Source organism: Tsukamurella sp. DT100, assembly GCF_049844855.1.
Classification (GTDB): Bacteria; Actinomycetota; Actinomycetes; order Mycobacteriales; family Mycobacteriaceae; genus Tsukamurella.
In genome coordinates this window covers 82,066-99,052 of the sequence record NZ_JBNCLV010000011.1, presented here as the reverse complement: position 1 = coordinate 99,052, position 16,987 = coordinate 82,066, and the positions used below count along the sequence as shown (strand labels likewise).

Below are 16,987 nucleotides of genomic sequence, written 5' to 3'. Positions count from 1 at the left end.
ATGAAGAAGATCGGCTTCCTGTCCTTCGGTCACTGGACCGATTCACCCGGCTCCCGTACCCGCACGGCGGCCGACGTCCTGCACCAGTCGATCGACCTCGCGGTGGCGGCCGAGGAGGTGGGTGCCGACGGCGCCTACTTCCGCGTGCACCACTTCGCGCGGCAGCTCGGCTCGCCGTTCCCCCTGCTCGCCGCGATCGGCGCCCGGACCTCGCGGATCGAGATCGGTACCGGAGTGATCGACATGCGCTACGAGAACCCGCTGTACTTCGCGGAGGACGCCGGGGCCGCAGACCTCATCGCCGGCGAGCGACTGCAGCTCGGCGTGAGCCGTGGGTCGCCTGAGCAGGTGATCGAGGGCTACAAGTACTTCGGCTACCAGCCCGACGAGGGCAAGACGGACGCCGACATGGGCCGCGAGCACACTGAGTTCATGCTCAAGGTGCTCGAGGGCGGCGGCTTCGCGCAGCCGAACCCGCGCCCGATGTTCCCCAACCCGCCGGGGCTGCTGCGGGTGGAGCCGCACTCCCCCACGCTGCGGGACCGGATCTGGTGGGGCGCCGCGTCCGACGCCACCGCCGAGTGGGCGGCGAAGCTCGGCATGAACCTCATGAGCTCGACGCTCAAGACCGACGAGTCCGGCGAACCCTTCCACGTGCAGCAGGCCAACCAGATCCGGAAGTTCCGCGACGCCTGGGCCGAGGCCGGCCACGATCACGAGCCACGGGTCTCGGTGAGCCGCAGCATCATGCCGATCATCGACGACGAGAGCCGCGCCTACTTCGGCCACGAGCGCTCCAGCGACGACCAGTTCGGCGTGATCGACGACTTCCGCGCCGTCTTCGGCCGCACTTACGCGGGCGAGCCCGACGAGCTCGTCGAGCAGCTCCGCGACGACGAGGGCATCGCCGAGGCCGACACCGTCCTGGTGACGGTGCCCAATCAGCTGGGCGTGGAGTACACTACCCGCCTGCTGGAGTCCCTGGTCAAGGACGTGGCTCCGGCGCTGGGCTGGCGCTGACCTCGATCACGGCCGCCACCACGCCGCGGACCTGCGAGGCCGCGGGCGAGAGCTCGTAGGCGTGGTGGTGGCAGTAGCCGCTCAGCTCGTACCAGGCCGCGGCGAGCACCCGCCCGGTCGCCGTCTCGTCGAGCGCCCGGAGCACCGCGATCCGGGCCTTCATCGTGGCGCCGGTGACGTCGGCGCCGGTCACGTCGCGGCAACGCGCGTCGATGAGCGACTCCACCTCCTGGCGAGCGAGGAAGGCGGCGAGCCGGGCGCTGTTGCCCGCGCCGGCAGGTGCGCCCGATTGCAGGAGCTCCTCGGCCCGCGCGAGCAGCCCGGAGGTCACCGTCCCTCCAGGACGTCGTCGACGGTGCGCCGCAGGTCCGTCAACGCGCCCACGAGGTCCCCGGTGCCGCTGTGCACGCCCCGCGCGCAGATCTCGATCGTCGGGAACCGCCAGTCGCGCCGGGACTTCCATCCACCCAGGTTGCCGCGGGGATCGCCGAGGACCGTGAGCGCGACCTTCTGCTGCGTCGTCAGCGCCGACTCCCACCGCGATTCGGACTCGTCGTACGGCACCCCGCGCCGGGAGCTCTCGGCGTAGAACCGCTGCTGCGCGGCCGCTTCCACCGCGAGCCGGAAGATCCCCGGCACCGCCTTGCGCTTGACCACGTCGTCGAGCGCCTCGTCGCGGACGAGCGCGGTCGCGTCGACGATGTACCGGTGCGCCGGCGTGTTCGCGGGCTTGGGCGCGACGATCGAGCCCGGCTCGCGCACCACCTCGATGAGGTTCGCGGGGATCGACGCGTTGCGGATGGCCTTCGCCAGCCGATCGTCGTGCGAGAACACGATCACCTGACGCTCGGCGGCGAGATCCTGCAGTACGTCGAGGAATCCAGCGACCTTCGCCGGGTCCATCGCCTGGATCGGATCGTCGAGCACCAGGAAGCGGAACGGGCTCGCCGCCGCGGTCGCCCGGGGGATGAACAGCGCCAGCGCGAGGGCGTGCAGCTCGCCCTGGCTCATCACCGAGAGCGTCCCGGCCGGCTTGCCGTCGACGGTGCCGCGCAGTTCGGCGCGCCGCCGCGTGGCGCTGCCCTCCAGTTCGATGGTGCCGAGGTCGACGTCGGACTCCTGCCGCAGCCGGGCCCAGATCGCCCTCGCCTGGTCGACGATCGGCGCGAGCCGGCGGCCGCGGAGCGTTCCCGCGTTCTCCTTGAGCCACGCGGAGGCCGTCTTCGCCGCTGCGAGAGCAGCGTCCTGTTCCTGCGCGGCGGTCTCGGCCACGACCCACGCGCCGACCTCCTGCGCCACGGGCGCCCAGGCGTCCTCGAGCTCCGAGGCGAGGTCCGCCGCGATCGGACGCAGGCGCTCGCCGACCTGTGCCAGTGCGCTCAGGCGATCGGTCAGGTGATCGGCCCACTCCGTGGACGAGGCGGGCAGCGCACGTGCGGCGGCGACCGCATCGTTCCACTCGGCGACGGCGTCGAGCGCGTGCCCGTCGACGGGACGCAGCTGCGCGAGGCCGGCGACCAGGTCCCGCGCGGCGCGTTCGGCGTCCGCAAGACGACGCTGTGCCGCCCGCTGGTCCGCGAGCTGCGAATCGGTATCCGCGAGTTCAGCCTCCACCCGGCTCCGCCACGCACCGTCGAGTTCACCCGCGGCGCACACCGGGCACGGTCCATCGCCGGTATCGGCGTGCAGCGCCAGCGCGTCCCGCAGCAGGGCGTTGCGGCGCTGCGCCACCGCCGTCGCGCCCGCGGACGCGGCGACCACACCGCCGACCGCGCTGCGGAGCGCGGCTGCCTCAGCGATACCGTCCGGCGCCGACACGGCGGCACACGTCCGCAGGGCCGAGACCGCCGCCGCCTGCGGTGTGGCGCTGCCCAGGGTGATCGCCGTGATGGCGGCGAGGTCGTAGGGCTTGCGAGCGATCAACTTCGTGACCTCCCCGGCACGCGCGTCGTCGCAGGCGCCGAGCGAGCGCTTGAGCAGGGCGCGATCGGCGTCGGCGGCCTTACGGTGCGGTTCGAGCTGCTTGATCAGCGCCTTGAGGGCCGCCTCCGCATCGGCCACCGCGACGAGCCCGAGCATGCGGTTGAGAGCGTCGTACAGCCCGGACGGCCCCTCCTCGAAGATCCCGCCGAGCTCGTCGTAGGAGAGCAGCGGACGGTACACCGCGAGCGGCTGCTCCCAGCCCAGGTCCGCCACGCCGGTCTGCTTCTCCGAGGCGACCTGTGCCCAGCGGCGCGCCTCGTCGAGGTCTGCGTCGTCGGCCCACTGCGCTCCCACCGTCAGCGTCCGCCCGCCGCCGGCCTGCTGCATAGCGAAATCCGCGGCGATCCGGGCCGCTCCCGAGTGGAGGTTCCGCCAGGCGCCGGCCCACTGCTGTGCGCTGCGCTTCTCCTTCCACCGGTAGCTCGTACCGGTGAGGGCGTACTCCAGCGCCTCGGCGAAACTCGACTTCCCCGAGCCGTTCCGGCCGCTGATCACCGTGATCCCCGGCCGCGCCTCGAACTCGAGGCGCGCCTCGGGGCCGATCCCTCGGAACCCGGCGACGGTGATCGTGCGTAGGAAGGCGACCACGGGGTCCGGGACGACCTCCGCTTCCTCGCCTGTCCCGGGTCGCTGCGGCGCTGTTGCGCCACCCGCCTGCGCGAACAGATGCGCCTCACCCTCGAGCGCGGCCGCGACCAGGTACATCGCCTGCTCGCTGATCGACTCGTCCGAGTCCAGCAGTTCCCACACCTCGCGGATCGTGTCCTGTTCGATCGCTTCCTCGATGGCCCCCATGTCGCCTCCCCTGCGGCTGGTTGTTGGGGCAACAATGGCACACGGCACCGACAGGAATGTGCGGTCCTGGCGCTCCGCCGTGGAACGTCGCGCCTCAGCGCTGCTGGTGGCCGGTCCAGTACCGCATCAGGACGCGCGTGAAGCCGTTCAGCACCGACGTGGTGTCCGTGACGTACTCGAAGCCCGCCCGCTCGAACAGCGGTCGGGTGCCGACGTAGGCCATGGTCAGGTCGACCTTCGCGCCCCGATTGTCCACGGGGTACGCCTCGACGACCCTGGCGCCGCGGGCGCGGGCGAACTCCACCGCGCCGGCGACGAGTTCGTGGCTGATCCCCTGCTTGCGGTGTCCGGGCCGCACTCGCACGCACCACAGCGACCACGGGTCCTCGTGCCCGTCGACCTGCGGGATGCGGCGGTTCGTCGCGAAGCTCGTATCCGCCCGCGGGTGGATGGCGGCCCAACCGACGGGGTCGGCACCGTCGTAGGCGAGGACGCCGGGCGGCGGGTCCTCCGCGCACAGTCCCCGGACCCGCTCGAACCGGTCGGGCCCGCGCAGGGCCTGGTTCTCCTTCGAGCCGATCCGGTAGGAGAGGCAGAAGCAGTTGCTGGAGGTCTGCTTCTTGGGTCCCAGCACAGCCGCCACATCCTCGAAGACGCTCGCCGGCCGCACCTCGATACCGCTCATGCGGCTCACGCTAACTCAGCGCACCGACCAGCGGTCCTCGATCCGCCCGTACCGCCAGATCAGCAGCGCCACGGCCCATACCGCCACGAACAGCCCGACGATCACGAAACCCGCGTAGTCCAGGTCGATCGAGGCGACCCAACCGAGCGGCCCGGACTCGACGTGCGCCCGCTCGGCCAGCACGCCCAGCAGTTCGACGGTGCCGATCGCCAGCGCCACGGCCACCGAGAGCGACGTGATCGTGATGTTGTAGTAGACCTTCCGCACCGGCTTGGCGAAGGCCCAGCCGTAGGCAGCGTTCATGAAGACGCCGTCGATGGTGTCCAGCAGCGACATTCCCGCCGCGAACAGCACCGGCAGCACGAGGATGCAGTAGAAGGGCAGGGTGAACGCGGCCATGCCGCCCGCGAGGACGAGCAGGCCCACCTCGGTGGCGGTGTCGAAGCCCAGGCCGAAGAGCACGCCGATCGGGTAGATGTGCCAGGGCTTGCGCACCGACCCGGACACCCCGCGCAGCAGGCGGTTCATGAGGCCGCGCTTGTTCAGCCGGTCCTCGAGCTCGGCCTCGTCGTAGCGCCCGGTCCGCATGTCCCGGAACACCTTCACGATGCCGATGAGCACCACCAGGTTGATGATGCCGAGGATCCACAGGAACACGCCGGAGACGGAGGTGCCGATGAAGCCGAGCACCGTTTGCATCGTCGAGTTCTCGTCCTCCACGGGGCCGACGAGGGCGCGGACGCCGAGCGCGAGCAGCGCGGCGAGGCCGAAGACGACGGTCGAGTGGCCGAGCGAGAACCAGAAGCCGACCGAGAGCGGCCGGCGCGGGTTGCGCTCCCCCGCGGCGATCCTCCCCTCGCGGTCGGCCAGCAGCTTCCGCGTGGTGTTGTCGATCGCGGCGATGTGGTCGGCGTCGAAGGCGTGGCGCAGGCCGAACGTGTAGGCGAGCAGGCCGATGCCGACGGTGAACTCGCCGCCATCGCCGATCCGGTAGTGGCCGGGTGCGATGAGCAGGATGAGCGCGCCGAAGCCGACGACGTGCAGCGCGATGACGGTCGCGGTCATGCCGAACAGCGACCGCCGGTCGCCGGGGCCCAGCGCGGTCCACGCCGTCCTGAGTCGTTCGGTGGTGCTCGATGTGGTCATGCCGGTGTCCTCCACCTCAGTACTTTCGCAGGTTCATGGGCGCCTGTCCGGTCCATCGGGATCGGAGCAGCGCGATGACCGCGTCGAACAGGCCGGCCAGCTCGGCGGTGTCGTCACCGAGGCAGCGGAGCACGAAGCCCGGGCCGGCGAGCGCGGTGAGCCCGCTCCGAACCGTCCCGACGGTCTCGGTGAGCGCGTGCACCTCGTCGAGCAGGTCCTCGTCGATGCGCGGGTCCACCGCGGTCAGCGATCCGACGTGCGTGCGCCCGTCGAGGAAGCCGATGCCGGACGGGTCGGCGCGGCCGGGTTCGATGAGCAGGTTGTCCACCGCGAGCAGCGCCCCGCCACGGTGGATCTCGGTGCGCATGCGCAGCTCGTCGTAGCGGAACCGCGCACCGTCGGGCGACCACCCGGGCGTCACGATCTCGGCCAGCACGAGCGACGCCGATTCGTCGAGCTCCACGGCGCAGGTCTGCCGGTAGGTGGCCTCGCGGTACAGGATCAGCGCGTCGGGCACGTACTCGAGGACGGCGCCGGCACCGAGCCGGATCCGCATGTGCTGCGCGGCGCCGCCGCCGGGCGTGCGGTAGACCTTGGTCGCCGACTGCGTGGTCACGACGGCCCGGGCGCCGGCCTCCAGCTCGATGTCGATCGCGTAGGCGTCGCCGCGCAGGCACCCGCCCCCGGGGTTCACCATGTGGTAGGTGACCTGCCCGGAGTCGTCGAGGTACATGGGCCGCAGGGTCTGCAGGGTGCCGGCGTGCCGCTGCGCCACGGCGACGGTGCGCTGCCCTCGCGGTGCGAGGGTCAGGGCGAGTTCGCCGGTGAGCGCGGGCACGGCAGCACCGCTCACGCGAGGTCGAGCATGAGGACGTCGCGGCGGATCCACTCCAGCACGCCGTCCAGGCCCTCGTCGGTCTTGAGGTTGGTCATGCAGAACGGGCGGTCGCCGCGGAACACCTTGGAATCGGCCGCCATGACGGACAGGTCCGCGCCGACGTACGGCGCGAGGTCGGTCTTGTTGATCACGAACAGGTCCGACTTGATCATGCCCTGCCCGGCCTTGCGCGGGATCTCCTCGCCCTGCGCGACGTCGATGAGGTAGATCGAGAAGTCCACCAGCTCGGGGCTGAAGGTGGCGGAGAGGTTGTCGCCGCCGCTCTCGATGAACACGATCTGCAGGTCCGGGTGGGCCGCGATCAGCCGCGAGACCGCGGCCTCGTTCATCGACGTGTCCTCGCGGATGGCGGTGTGGGGGCAGCCGCCGGTCTCGATCCCGACGATGCGGTCGCCGGGCAGCACGCTGTTGCGCGCCAGGATCTTCGCGTCCTCGGTGGTGTAGATGTCGTTGGTGATGGCCGCCATCGACACCTCGCCGTCGAGGTGGCGGGTGATGCGCTCCACGAGCTGCGTCTTGCCCGCGCCCACGGGGCCGCCGACACCGATCCGGATCGTCGTCATGGAATCTCCTCCTAGCTCATGAACATCCGCGCCCGCTGGCGCCGATGCCGCATCTGGGCGATCTCGAGCCCGGGCGATGCGGCGCCCAGGTCGTCGTCGGTCAGGGTCATCGCGGTGGCGACGGCGTCGGCCACCACGTCGTGCATCGAGCGCTGCACCCGCTGCCCCGCCGTCTGGCCGATCGGGATGGCGCGCACGGCGTTCTGGGTCAGCGACGTGACGGCGGCGAAGACGTGCGCCTCGATCGCCGCGGCCGGCGGGGCGTCCACCGCGTGCGCGAGCAGCGCGAACGCGACGGCGGGATGCCCGTGGCAACGCCCGGCGTCGAGCTCGGCGAGGTAGTCGCCGAGAAAGGACTCGGGCGCGACGACGGTGCCGACCTCGGCGGTGCGCCTGCCGATCGTGCCGGCCGCGGTGCGCACCTGTTCGGGCAGGGTGAGGGCCGCCAGCAGGCCGTCGAGCCGCCAGACGGCCTCCAGGTCGCCGAGGTGCAGGGCGTCGTAGACCATCCGGATCGCGAGGCCGTCCGTGTAGGCCAGTTGCCGGGAGACGTACGCGCGCAACCACGCAGCGAAGGTGCCCTCGTCCACGATGGTGCCGTCCGCGAGGTACGCCTCCATCCCGAACGAGTGGCTGAACGCCCCGGTCGGGAGGGCGGAGTCGCTGAGTTGCAGGAGCGGCAGCAGGTACCCCGGCGACGCCCCGGCCCCGATTGAACACCGTTCCTGTACGTCGCGACCTGCGCTTTCGCCGACCGAAACGGTGTTCAATGCGTGTGCTCCGCGTGGCGGAAGGGCGTGGGAAGAACGCGGTCCTGTCGCGCGAAGGGGACGCCGTGATGAACGAGGTAGTCCTCGACGGTGTGGTCGTACTGCACCACCATCACCTCGGCGCCGTACTCGGAGTCGGCGTCGAAGAACTGCGCCTGCAGGTGACGGTTGCCGAGTCCATGTGCGGTGCGGCCCATCTCGGTGATCGTGCGCGGGGCGATCACGAGCACGTCGGTCGCCAGCACCTGCACAGCGATGATGTTGCGCTCGTCGCGGTGCAGGATGTCGCCGTCGCGGAGGTCGCCGTCGGGCCCGACGGGCGCGGCCAGACGCAGCCCGATCTCCCGGTCGTGGTCGGTGCGCACCCGCTGGATCCGCTTCACGAGGTCGGCTCCGGCGAGCGGCACCCGCTCGACGTGCACGGCGTCCAGTTCGGCGGGGTCGAGGTCGGCGAGGTTGCCGGCGACGGTTTCGATGATCACTTCTCGCCTCTCAGAATAGGAAGTAGCGCTGGGTCATGGGCAGGGACGACGCGGGCTCGGAGCGGACGGGCGTCCCGTCGACGGCGACGACGTAGGTCTCGGGGTCGACGGTGATCTCGGGCGTCGCGCCGTTGTGCGGCAGGTCCTGCTTGCGGAGGGTGCGGATGCCCCGGACGGGCAGCGTGCGCTTGCGCAGCCCGAGCTCGCCGGCGACGCCGGATTCCACTGCCGCGGTGGACAGGAAGGTGATCGCGGCGTCGTGCACCGCTTTCCCCATCGACCCGAACTGCGGGCGCATGGTGCGCGGTTGCGGTGTCGGGATCGAGGCGTTGGCGTCGCCCATGAGGGCCGTGGCGATCTGACCGCCCTTGATCACCAGGTCGGGCTTGACCCCGAAGAAGGCCGGGTTCCACAGCACGAGGTCCGCGAACTTGCCCTCCTCGACGCTGCCGACGTACTCCGCGATGCCCTGCGCGAGCGCCGGATTGATCGTGTACTTCGCGACGTACCGCTTGATCCGGGCGTTGTCGCCGCCGTCGGGGTCGCCGTCGAGCGGCCCGCGCTGGCGCTTCATCGAATCCGCGAGCTGCCACGTCCGGGTGATCACCTCGCCGACCCGTCCCATGGCCTGGGAGTCGGACGAGGTGATGGAGATGATGCCCATGTCGTGCAGGACGCCCTCGGCCGCGATGGTCTCGGGGCGGATCCGCGAGTCGGCGAAGGCCACGTCCTCGGGGATGTCGGCGTTGAGGTGGTGGCACACCATGAGCATGTCGAGGTGCTCGACGATGGTGTTCTCGGTGAACGGCAGCGTCGGATTCGTCGATGCGGGAAGCACGTTCGGGTGCCCCGCGATGGCGATGATGTCCGGCGCGTGGCCGCCGCCCGCGCCCTCGGTGTGGAAGGTGTGGATCACCCGGCCGTCGATCGCGGCGACGGTGTCCTCGAGGAAGCCGCATTCGTTGAGGGTGTCGGTGTGGATCGCGACCTGCACGTCGTACTCGTCGGCGACCCGCAGCGAATTGTCGATGGAGGCGGTGGTCGAGCCCCAGTCCTCGTGCACCTTGAGGCCGATCGCGCCGGCGCGGATCTGCTCCGCGAGCGGCTCCGTCGCGCCGGCGTGCCCCTTGCCGAGCAGCCCGATGTTCATGGGGACGTCGTCGAGCGCCTGGAGCATGCGGGCGATGTGCCAGGGCCCGGGCGTCACGGTGGTGGCGTTGGTGCCGGCGGCGGGGCCGGTGCCTCCGCCGATCATGGTGGTCACGCCGGAGTTGAGCGCAGTGTCGATCTGCTGCGCGCTGATGAAGTGGATGTGCGTGTCGATGCCGCCGGCGGTGAGGATCCGCCCCTCCCCCGCGATGATCTCGGTCGCGGCCCCGATGGTGATGGTGATGCCGTCGCTGATCTGCGGGTTGCCGGCCTTGCCGATCCGGAGGATGTGGCCGTCGCGCAGCGCGACATCGGCCTTGACGATGCCTGTGTGGTCGATGATCAGGGCGTTGGTGATCACGGTGTCGGGGATGTCGTGTTCGCGGGTGAGCACCCCGTTCTCACCCATACCGTCGCGGATCACCTTTCCCCCGCCGAAGACGACCTCCTCGCCGTACACGGTGAGATCCTTCTCGACGACGGCGAAGAGCTCGGTGTCGGCGAGGCGCACGGCGTCGCCGACCGTCGGGCCGTAGAGGTCGGAGTACTCACGACGGCTCAGTTCGAAGCTCATTGCTCTCCCTCGTTCCCGGCGCGGCCCGCGGCTCCGTCGAGGGGTCCGTTGACGCGGTTCGCGAGGCCGTGGACTTCGCGGGCTCCGGCGAGGGCGACGAGGCGCACCGTCTTGCCGTCGCCGGGCTCGAACCGGACGGCGGTCCCGGACGGGATGTCCAGACGGTGCCCGTACGCCTCCGCCCGGTCGAAGTCGAGGGCGCGATTGACCTCGGCGAAGTGGAAGTGCGAGCCCACCTGGATGGGGCGGTCGCCGGTGTTGACGACGCGGACGGTGCGCGTGGGGCGGCCGTCGTTGCACAGGATCGGCGCGGACGCGAGGCGGAACTCTCCGGGGATCATGGCTCGCCTACCGGATCGGGTGGTGGACGGTGACGAGCTTGGTGCCGTCGGGGAAGGTGGCCTCCACCTGCACGTCGTGGATCATCTCGGGCACGCCCTCCATCACGTCGTCGCGGCCGAGGATCGTGGCCCCGTAGGCCATGAGGTCGGCCACGCTGCGGCCGTCGCGGGCGCCCTCCACCAGCTCGTACGTGATGATCGCGACGGCCTCGGGGTGGTTCAGCTTGAGCCCGCGGGCCTGGCGACGACGCGCCAGGTCCGCGGCGACGACGATGAGCAGTTTGTCCTGCTCGCGGGGCAAGAGGTGCATGAGAATTCACTCAAATCCCTTGCCCCAGCGGCCGTCAAGCCAGATCGTCAGGCGCAACAGGCTGGAAACACGAAGTTAACGTCGCCCGCTGGGGCCACCCCGGCGGGGCGGGCCGGCCGGTGGTCCCGACGGCGAATCGCTGGACTCGGCGAGCCGGTACCGGATCAGCCTGGAGCTGTTGAGCACCACCGCGACCGAGGAGGCGTTGTGCAGGATCGCGGCCAGGACGGGCGAGAGCGCGCCGCCCGCGCCGACCAACAGGCCGACCGAGTTGACCGCGATCGACATGCCGTAGTTCTGCCGGATCACGTCGACGGCCCTCCGGCCGAGATCCACGACGTCGAGGACGTTGCGCAGATCGTCCCCGGCGAGCGCCACGTCGGCGGTCTCGACCGCCACGTCGGTCCCCGCGAGGCCCATCGCGATCCCCACGTCCGCCGCCGCGAGCGCGGGCGCGTCGTTGACGCCGTCGCCGACCATCGCGACCACATGGCCCTCGTCCTGCAACGCCCGGACTTCGGCCAGCTTGTCCTCGGGCATCACTTCCGCACGCCATCGGGTGATGCCGAGTTCGGCGGCGATGGCGGCCGCCGTCTCCGGATGGTCGCCCGTCAGCATGACGACGGTGCCGATGCCCGCCGCCGCGACGGCGGCGAGGGTCTCCGCGGCCTCGGGGCGTACCTCGTCGCGCAGGCTGACGAGGCCGGTCAGGGCACCGTCCACCGCGAGGAGCAGCGGCGTCTCGCACTCGGCGCGGAGCCGCTCGACCCACCGCGTGGCGTCGACGCCCACAGCCACGCCGTGCTGTTCCAGGAGCGCCGGACTCCCCAGTAGGAGCACGCGGCCGTCCTCGGCCTGGGTCCGCATGCCGAGTCCGACGATGACCTCGCACTCCGCGTGGCTGGGGATCTCGATGTGCCGCTCCTCGGTGGAGCGGATGACGGCCTCCGCCAGGGGGTGCCGGGAGTGGATCTCGGAGCTGGCCGCGTGCGCGAGCACCTGCTCCGGCGTCCAGTCGTCGCGGAACGAGACGACGTTGGTCACCACGGGCCGCCCCGTGGTCAGCGTGCCGGTCTTGTCGAAGACCACCGCCGTGACCGAGCCCGCCGCCTCGAGGTGCGAGCCGCCCTTGATCAGGATGCCCCGCCGCGCACCGTTGCCGATGGCGCCGCTGATCGCCGTGGGCGTCGACAGGCCCACTGCACAGGGGCACGCGATGAGCAGCATCGTCATCGCGCGCCGCAGGTCTCGGGTCAGGAGCAGGGTGAGCCCGGACAGGAGGAACGACCCGGGGACGAAGCGGCGGGAGAAGTTGTCCCCGACGGTCTGGATCGGCGCCCGGTCCCGCTCGGCCTCCTCGACCCGCTCGATGATGCGGCCGATGGCGGTGTCGGCGCCCACGGCCGTGGCGCGCACGACGAGGCGTCCCGAGACGACCACCGCTCCCGCATGCACCGTCGCGCCCGGATCAATGGTGACGGGGAGCGTCTCCCCGGTGAGCGCGGCCTGGTCGACGACGGCGAGCCCGTCGACCACGACGCCGTCCACGGGCACCGCCACGTGATCGTGCACGATGACGACGTCGCCGACGTCGAGCGCGTCGATCGGGACCTGCACCTCGGCCCCGTCGGCGAGCCGCAGCCATGCCGAATCGGTGTTGCCGCGCAGCAGGTCCGAGATCGCGCGCCGAGTGCGGCGCAGCGTGAGGTCCTGGAGGAACTCGCCGATGTTGAGGAGCCACAGCACCGTCAGCGCGACGACGTTCTCGCGGAGGAGGAGGCTCGCGATGGTTGCCGCTGAGACGAGGGCGTCCGTGCCGGCGCGTCCGCCGCGCAACGATCGCAGGGCGCCACGCAGGAACGGGTAGCCGGTGAAGACGGTGATCGCGGTCGCCGCGGTCCGCGTGCCGGGCCCGAGCAGCGGCGGTCGGCGGAAGGCGTAGCGGCGGAGGCCGAGGAGCACCAGCGCCGCGGCGCCGAGACCCATCCGGAGGAGATCCGCATTGGTCACGTCCGCCGAGTGCGGCGCGTGCCGGGCGACGAGGGACGCATCGGCGGCGAGCCCCTCCGCGGCGGCCACGGCGATGCGCGCGGGATCGACGTCGCTGCGATGCCAGACCACGAGGGACCCGGTGTGGCTGTAGGCGTGCGCCGCTCGCACTCCGGGAATCGCCAGCACCGCGTCCTCGACCGCGATGCGGCGCTGCGGTGTCGCTCCGACGAGATCATCGAGCACCCAGCGCAGCCGGCCGGCGGCCTGCGAGACGACTCGTCCTGCCGGCTCGGACAGCGCGAACATCAGTGGTCGTGGTCGTGCGCGGCGCCGGTCGCCGGTGGGGTCGACTCCTCGCCGACCCGCTCCTTGGCCTCGGCCAGGATGTCCGCGGCGTTCAGTCGCACGTTCTCGGCGACCTCCTCGGCCTTGCGGCTGCCCTTGAGCCCCAGCGCCGTCGCGGCGACCGCGCTCTCGCGCAGCGGCGCCTTGGCGAGCGCCTTCTTGGTCGCCTCGTACGCCGCGGCGCCGACGAGGCCGGTTACGAGCGCGGAGCCCGCCTTGAGGAGTACCGCCTGCACCGCCATCGGATCGTCCCTTCGTCGGGCGGCTCACGCCACCTATCGAACATCATTTCCAACAGCGTACCGCGCCAGGCGGGACCGACGGAACGTAACGCACAACACGATAGGCCGCCCTGCGTGCATTCCCGGGACGAGACGGCGGGGGCGCCGCGTCTCAGCCCTGCGCGACCTTCACCGCCAGCACGGGGCACGTCGCGTCGAGCAGGATCCGCTGCGCCGACGAGCCGAACAGCAGCTTGCCCGTGGCGGTGCGATGCTTGATCCCGATCACCAGGACGGACGCGTCCAACGCGGTCGCGGCGTCGACGACGCCGCCCACCGGGTCCTTCTCGAACTCCTTCGGGCGTTCGACGGTGACGGTGAGGCCGCGTGCGGTGGCCTCCGAGAGGTCGGGAGCGTCACCGTCGAGAAGGAAGACGACGATGGGCTCCCCGGGCCTGCGCTCCGCCTCCCGATAGGCGGCCTCGAGTGCGGCGGCGCTCTCGGGGGTGGTCGAGTGGGCGACGAGGATCGTCATGTCAGATGTCCTTTCCGGTGCGGGCGGTCACGACCTGGCGCGCCTTGATGAGGAGCACGGCGATCAGCAGGGCGTAGAGGGTGATCGAGATCGGCGAGGAGACGAAGACGGAGTAGTCGCCGTCGGAGGAGAGCAGGGCGTCGCGCAGGCTGGTCTCGGCGAGCGGTCCGAGCACCATGCCGATGAGCAGGGGCGCGATCGGGATGTCGTAGCGCTTGAAGACGAACGCGAGCAGGCCGATCGCGAGGAACAGCAGCAGGTCGAACATCGTCGGCGACGTCGCGTAGATGCCGAGGCCGCAGAAGACCACGATGCTGCCGTACAGGTACGGCGCGGGGATCAGCAGCAGCTTCGCCCACAGCTGCGCAAACGGCAGGTTGATGATGAGCAGCACGACCATCGCGATGAAGAAGCTGGCGAGCAGCGCCCACACCAGGTCCGGCGAGTTGTCGAACAGCAGCGGCCCGGGCTGCAGGCCGTACTGCCGGAACGCGGCGAGCATGATCGCGGCGGTCGCCGAGACCGGGAGGCCCAGCGAGAGCAGGGCTCCCATCGCCATGCCCGTGGTGGAGTTGCCGGCGGCCTCCGGCGCGGCGAGGCCGCGGATCGCGCCCTTGCCGAACATGGGGACCTTACGGCGGCGGTCCAGGCGGCGCTCCACGTCGTAGGCGAGGAAGGTGGGGACCTCCGAGCCGCCGACGGGGATGACGCCGAAGGGCAGGCCGATCGCGGTGCCGCGGCCCCACGCCGGGAGGGCCTCGGTGAACTCGGCCTTGGAGAGCCAGGCGCGGCCCGCCTTGGCGCCGAGCGCCTTCGGGGCCGGATCGCGGCGGAAGCGCCCCGCGACGATGATGATCTCGCCCAGGGCCAGCATGCCGACGGCGACGATCACGAGCGAGATCCCGTCGAAGAGGTTCGCGGAGCCGAACGTGAAGCGCTCGGTGCCGGAGATCTGGTCGATGCCGACGGTGGCGAACATCAGGCCCATCACGAGCGACGCGAGCCCCTTGATCACCGACTCGGAGACGACGGAGGAGATCGCGCCGAACGCCAGGAGCGAGAGCGCGAAGTACTCGGCCGGACCGAACTGGGTGGACAGGTCCGCCATGAACGGGGCGAGGAAGACGACGAGGATCGAGGCGATCATGCCGCCGATGAACGCGCCGATCGCCGCGGTCGCGAGCGCCTGGGGCGCGCGACCGTTCTTCGCCATCTGGTGTCCCTCGAAGGTCGAGGCGATCGACGACGCCTGTCCTGGCGTATTCATCAGGATGGCCATCGTCGAATCACCGAAGAGGCCGCCGAAGTAGACGCCGGAGAAGAGGATGAACGCCGCGGTCGGGTTGAGCGCGAAGGTCATGGGGAGCAGCAGCGCCACGGCCATCGAGGAGCCGAGGCCGGGCAGCACGCCCACCGCGGTGCCGATGAGGCAGCCGATGACGACCCACATGAGGTTCGACGGTGAGAGCGCGCCGGCGAACCCGTCGAGCAGGAGTCCGAACTGGTCCATGGCTACAGTCCTCCCAGGATTCCGGACGGGAGCGGGACGTCCAGCAGGACGCCGAAGATCAGGAAGACGAGGCTGGAGAGCAACAGCCCGACGGAGACGTCGAAGAGGGGCCGCTTGCTGTTGAAGGCCCGTGTCACGCACCAGAACAGGAGCGCGGCGGCGAGGATCCAGCCGAGCACGTCGAGGAGCACCGCGAAGGCGATGAGTCCGCCGATGAGCCAGCCGGCGGCGGCCCAGTCGGTGTAGCTGCGGAACTTCGTCTCGGACCGGGCCAGCTCGTCCGGGTTGCGGAGGAAGTGCACCGCGAGCGCGGCGGCGAGCGCGTAGCCGACGATCGCCAGCAGCCAGGGGAAGAACGTGGGGCCGGGGCTGTCGTCGGACTGCACGTCCATGGTGAGGTTGCCGATCACCACGAGGGTGCTGGCGATGGCGAGGATCGCGGGGACGACGAGCGCGCCGAGCCCGTTACCGGTGCCCTTGGCCGCGGCGTCCGCTTCTTCTGCCTGCGCGGTCATTTGCCCAGCTCCTTGTACAGGCCGGCGATGACGCGGTCCTCGTCGGCGATGAAGGTGGTCAGCTCGGGACCTTCCAGCCACGCCCTGGTCCACTTGTTGTTGCGTTCGGCCTCGGCCCAGTCCTCGGTGCGCATGACCTCGTCGAAGACGTCGCGGATGTTCTTCACGTCCGCCGCGGAGATGTCGGGCGGACCGAACAGGGCACGCCAGTTGGCGAGCGTCACGTCGTAGCCGAGCTGGCGCAGCGTCGGGAAGTCCACGCCGTCGAGGGGCTCCTTGGCCGCCATCGCGAGGCCGCGGAGCCGGCCGGACTGGATCTGGTCGATGAGGTCGGCGTAGCCCGAGAACGCGGCCTTCGCGGTGCCGGTGACCAGGGCCTGGGCGACTTCGCCGCCGCCGGCCTTGGGGATGTAGGTGGTGTTCTTCGGGTCGATCCCGGCGGCCTTCGCGAACTGGGCCATGACGAGCTGGTCGAAGCTGCCGCCGCCGGTGAACGGGATCGAGTGCGGGTTGCTCTTCCAGGCCGCGACCAGGTCGTCGACGGACTTGTACGGGGAGTTCGAGGGGACGACGAGTACGTCGTACTCCTCGAAGATCCGCGCGACCGGGGTCACGTCGGTCATCTTCACCGCGGACTTGGTCTGCTGGACACCCGCGACGAGGCCCGTACCGCCGACCATGACGACATCGGCCCGGCCCGGCATCGAGTGCAGGCGGGAGAGTCCGATGGTGCCGGCGGCGCCGGGCACGTTGACGACCTGGATGTTGGTGGCGATCTTCTGCTCCCGCATGATCGCCTGCGCCTCGCGCATGACGAGGTCCCAGCCGCCGCCCGCGCCCGCGGGCGCGATCAGCGTGGCCTTGTTGCGGATGTCGGCGGAGAGGCCGCCGCGTTGGAAGGAGTAGAAGACCGCCATGGAGACCACCACCACGACGACGATCGCGTAGACCGCCAGTGCCACCATGTTGCGTTGCCCCGGTGGGCCTTTCGTCTGCCCCGCCTCGTCCGAGCTGTCCGTCACGATCATGGCCTCCTCGTCGAGCTGATGAGGACGCCAGATTATCGCCGCACCAACGGCGTATGACGGGAACGGAAAATCTCAGTAAAGAGCAGAATGCGCGAAATGCGCAGAACTCCCTGCCGTCGATGAGG

Annotated in this window: 18 protein-coding genes; 1 reads left to right on the top strand and 17 read right to left on the bottom strand. The window is 70.7% G+C overall.

Translation table 11 applies throughout. From position 1 onward, the window contains the following. A complete protein-coding gene (locus tag ACLQ3K_RS22895; RefSeq protein ID WP_426001771.1) occupies positions 1 to 1,020 on the top strand; it encodes an LLM class flavin-dependent oxidoreductase in 1,020 nt (339 codons plus the stop codon). On the opposite strand, the gene ACLQ3K_RS22890 is transcribed toward ACLQ3K_RS22895, so the two are convergent. The 17 genes from ACLQ3K_RS22890 to ACLQ3K_RS22810 all read right to left on the bottom strand — a co-directional run bounded on the left by ACLQ3K_RS22890 (position 986) and on the right by ACLQ3K_RS22810 (position 16,862). After that, positions 986 to 1,351, bottom strand: a complete 366-nt coding sequence (locus tag ACLQ3K_RS22890) for a hypothetical protein (protein WP_426001770.1) — start codon at positions 1,349 to 1,351, stop codon at positions 986 to 988. The genes ACLQ3K_RS22895 and ACLQ3K_RS22890 overlap by 35 nt on opposite strands. Then, positions 1,348 to 3,798, bottom strand: a complete 2,451-nt coding sequence (locus ACLQ3K_RS22885; protein WP_426001769.1) for an AAA family ATPase — start codon at positions 3,796 to 3,798, stop codon at positions 1,348 to 1,350. The genes ACLQ3K_RS22890 and ACLQ3K_RS22885 overlap by 4 nt, the downstream gene beginning before the upstream one ends. A gap of 94 nt (positions 3,799 to 3,892) precedes the next feature. Further along, positions 3,893 to 4,483, bottom strand: coding sequence for a GNAT family N-acetyltransferase (locus ACLQ3K_RS22880; RefSeq protein ID WP_426001768.1), 591 nt, complete (start codon positions 4,481 to 4,483; stop codon positions 3,893 to 3,895). A 15-nt stretch (positions 4,484 to 4,498) separates the two neighbouring features. After that, positions 4,499 to 5,629 (bottom strand): HoxN/HupN/NixA family nickel/cobalt transporter, encoded by a 1,131-nt coding sequence (locus tag ACLQ3K_RS22875; protein WP_426001767.1) that lies wholly within the window; start codon positions 5,627 to 5,629, stop codon positions 4,499 to 4,501. A gap of 16 nt (positions 5,630 to 5,645) precedes the next feature. Further along, a complete protein-coding gene (locus ACLQ3K_RS22870) occupies positions 5,646 to 6,482 on the bottom strand; it encodes an urease accessory protein UreD (protein WP_426001766.1) in 837 nt (278 codons plus the stop codon). Beyond that, a complete protein-coding gene (ureG, locus tag ACLQ3K_RS22865) occupies positions 6,479 to 7,090 on the bottom strand; it encodes an urease accessory protein UreG (RefSeq protein WP_415677325.1) in 612 nt (203 codons plus the stop codon). Before ureG ends, ACLQ3K_RS22870 begins: the two co-directional genes overlap by 4 nt. Positions 7,091 to 7,101: 11 nt before the next feature. Then, the gene (locus ACLQ3K_RS22860; protein WP_426001764.1) at positions 7,102 to 7,710 is read right to left on the bottom strand and encodes an urease accessory protein UreF; all 609 of its coding nucleotides are present in this window, start codon (positions 7,708 to 7,710) and stop codon (positions 7,102 to 7,104) included. A 146-nt stretch (positions 7,711 to 7,856) separates the two neighbouring features. Next, on the bottom strand, positions 7,857 to 8,342 hold the full coding sequence (ureE, locus tag ACLQ3K_RS22855) for an urease accessory protein UreE (RefSeq protein ID WP_426001763.1): 486 nt from the start codon (positions 8,340 to 8,342) through the stop codon (positions 7,857 to 7,859). A gap of 10 nt (positions 8,343 to 8,352) precedes the next feature. Then, complete coding sequence (gene ureC, locus ACLQ3K_RS22850) at positions 8,353 to 10,065, bottom strand: urease subunit alpha (protein WP_426001761.1); 1,713 nt, start codon at positions 10,063 to 10,065, stop codon at positions 8,353 to 8,355. Further along, positions 10,062 to 10,406 (bottom strand): urease subunit beta, encoded by a 345-nt coding sequence (locus ACLQ3K_RS22845; protein ID WP_426001760.1) that lies wholly within the window; start codon positions 10,404 to 10,406, stop codon positions 10,062 to 10,064. The genes ureC and ACLQ3K_RS22845 overlap by 4 nt, the downstream gene beginning before the upstream one ends. Positions 10,407 to 10,413: 7 nt before the next feature. Beyond that, positions 10,414 to 10,716: an urease subunit gamma gene (locus tag ACLQ3K_RS22840; protein ID WP_224646215.1), complete on the bottom strand. Its 303-nt coding sequence runs from the start codon at positions 10,714 to 10,716 to the stop codon at positions 10,414 to 10,416. Between the two features lie 75 nt (positions 10,717 to 10,791). Then, entirely contained in the window at positions 10,792 to 13,014 is a 2,223-nt protein-coding gene (locus ACLQ3K_RS22835; RefSeq protein WP_426001759.1) for a heavy metal translocating P-type ATPase, read from the bottom strand. Next, positions 13,014 to 13,295, bottom strand: coding sequence for a DUF1490 family protein (locus ACLQ3K_RS22830; protein ID WP_068524855.1), 282 nt, complete (start codon positions 13,293 to 13,295; stop codon positions 13,014 to 13,016). Before ACLQ3K_RS22830 ends, ACLQ3K_RS22835 begins: the two co-directional genes overlap by 1 nt. Positions 13,296 to 13,446: 151 nt before the next feature. After that, positions 13,447 to 13,809, bottom strand: coding sequence for a universal stress protein (locus tag ACLQ3K_RS22825; protein WP_426001757.1), 363 nt, complete (start codon positions 13,807 to 13,809; stop codon positions 13,447 to 13,449). A gap of 1 nt (position 13,810) precedes the next feature. Then, positions 13,811 to 15,319: a tripartite tricarboxylate transporter permease gene (locus ACLQ3K_RS22820; RefSeq protein WP_426001756.1), complete on the bottom strand. Its 1,509-nt coding sequence runs from the start codon at positions 15,317 to 15,319 to the stop codon at positions 13,811 to 13,813. Between the two features lie 2 nt (positions 15,320 to 15,321). Continuing rightward, positions 15,322 to 15,834 (bottom strand): tripartite tricarboxylate transporter TctB family protein, encoded by a 513-nt coding sequence (locus ACLQ3K_RS22815; RefSeq protein ID WP_426001755.1) that lies wholly within the window; start codon positions 15,832 to 15,834, stop codon positions 15,322 to 15,324. Continuing rightward, the gene (locus ACLQ3K_RS22810; protein ID WP_426001754.1) at positions 15,831 to 16,862 is read right to left on the bottom strand and encodes a Bug family tripartite tricarboxylate transporter substrate binding protein; all 1,032 of its coding nucleotides are present in this window, start codon (positions 16,860 to 16,862) and stop codon (positions 15,831 to 15,833) included. Before ACLQ3K_RS22810 ends, ACLQ3K_RS22815 begins: the two co-directional genes overlap by 4 nt. Between the last annotated feature and the right edge of the window lie 125 nt (positions 16,863 to 16,987).

What these genes read in the sequence shown, in the direction of transcription:
- ureG (WP_415677325.1), bottom strand. Translation starts at nt 7,090, where the DNA reads ATGACGACGATCCGGATCGGTGTCGGCGGCCCCGTGGGCGCGGGCAAG.
- ACLQ3K_RS22835 (WP_426001759.1), bottom strand. Translation starts at nt 13,014, where the DNA reads ATGTTCGCGCTGTCCGAGCCGGCAGGACGAGTCGTCTCGCAGGCCGCC.
- ACLQ3K_RS22820 (WP_426001756.1), bottom strand. Translation starts at nt 15,319, where the DNA reads ATGGACCAGTTCGGACTCCTGCTCGACGGGTTCGCCGGCGCGCTCTCA.
- ACLQ3K_RS22860 (WP_426001764.1), bottom strand. Translation starts at nt 7,710, where the DNA reads ATGGAGGCGTACCTCGCGGACGGCACCATCGTGGACGAGGGCACCTTC.
- ACLQ3K_RS22880 (WP_426001768.1), bottom strand. Translation starts at nt 4,483, where the DNA reads ATGAGCGGTATCGAGGTGCGGCCGGCGAGCGTCTTCGAGGATGTGGCG.
- ACLQ3K_RS22845 (WP_426001760.1), bottom strand. Translation starts at nt 10,406, where the DNA reads ATGATCCCCGGAGAGTTCCGCCTCGCGTCCGCGCCGATCCTGTGCAAC.
- ACLQ3K_RS22885 (WP_426001769.1), bottom strand. Translation starts at nt 3,798, where the DNA reads ATGGGGGCCATCGAGGAAGCGATCGAACAGGACACGATCCGCGAGGTG.
- ACLQ3K_RS22830 (WP_068524855.1), bottom strand. Translation starts at nt 13,295, where the DNA reads ATGGCGGTGCAGGCGGTACTCCTCAAGGCGGGCTCCGCGCTCGTAACC.
- ACLQ3K_RS22825 (WP_426001757.1), bottom strand. Translation starts at nt 13,809, where the DNA reads ATGACGATCCTCGTCGCCCACTCGACCACCCCCGAGAGCGCCGCCGCA.
- ACLQ3K_RS22875 (WP_426001767.1), bottom strand. Translation starts at nt 5,629, where the DNA reads ATGACCACATCGAGCACCACCGAACGACTCAGGACGGCGTGGACCGCG.
- ACLQ3K_RS22895 (WP_426001771.1), top strand. Translation starts at nt 1, where the DNA reads ATGAAGAAGATCGGCTTCCTGTCCTTCGGTCACTGGACCGATTCACCC.
- ACLQ3K_RS22810 (WP_426001754.1), bottom strand. Translation starts at nt 16,862, where the DNA reads ATGATCGTGACGGACAGCTCGGACGAGGCGGGGCAGACGAAAGGCCCA.
- ACLQ3K_RS22840 (WP_224646215.1), bottom strand. Translation starts at nt 10,716, where the DNA reads ATGCACCTCTTGCCCCGCGAGCAGGACAAACTGCTCATCGTCGTCGCC.
- ureC (WP_426001761.1), bottom strand. Translation starts at nt 10,065, where the DNA reads ATGAGCTTCGAACTGAGCCGTCGTGAGTACTCCGACCTCTACGGCCCG.
- ACLQ3K_RS22815 (WP_426001755.1), bottom strand. Translation starts at nt 15,834, where the DNA reads ATGACCGCGCAGGCAGAAGAAGCGGACGCCGCGGCCAAGGGCACCGGT.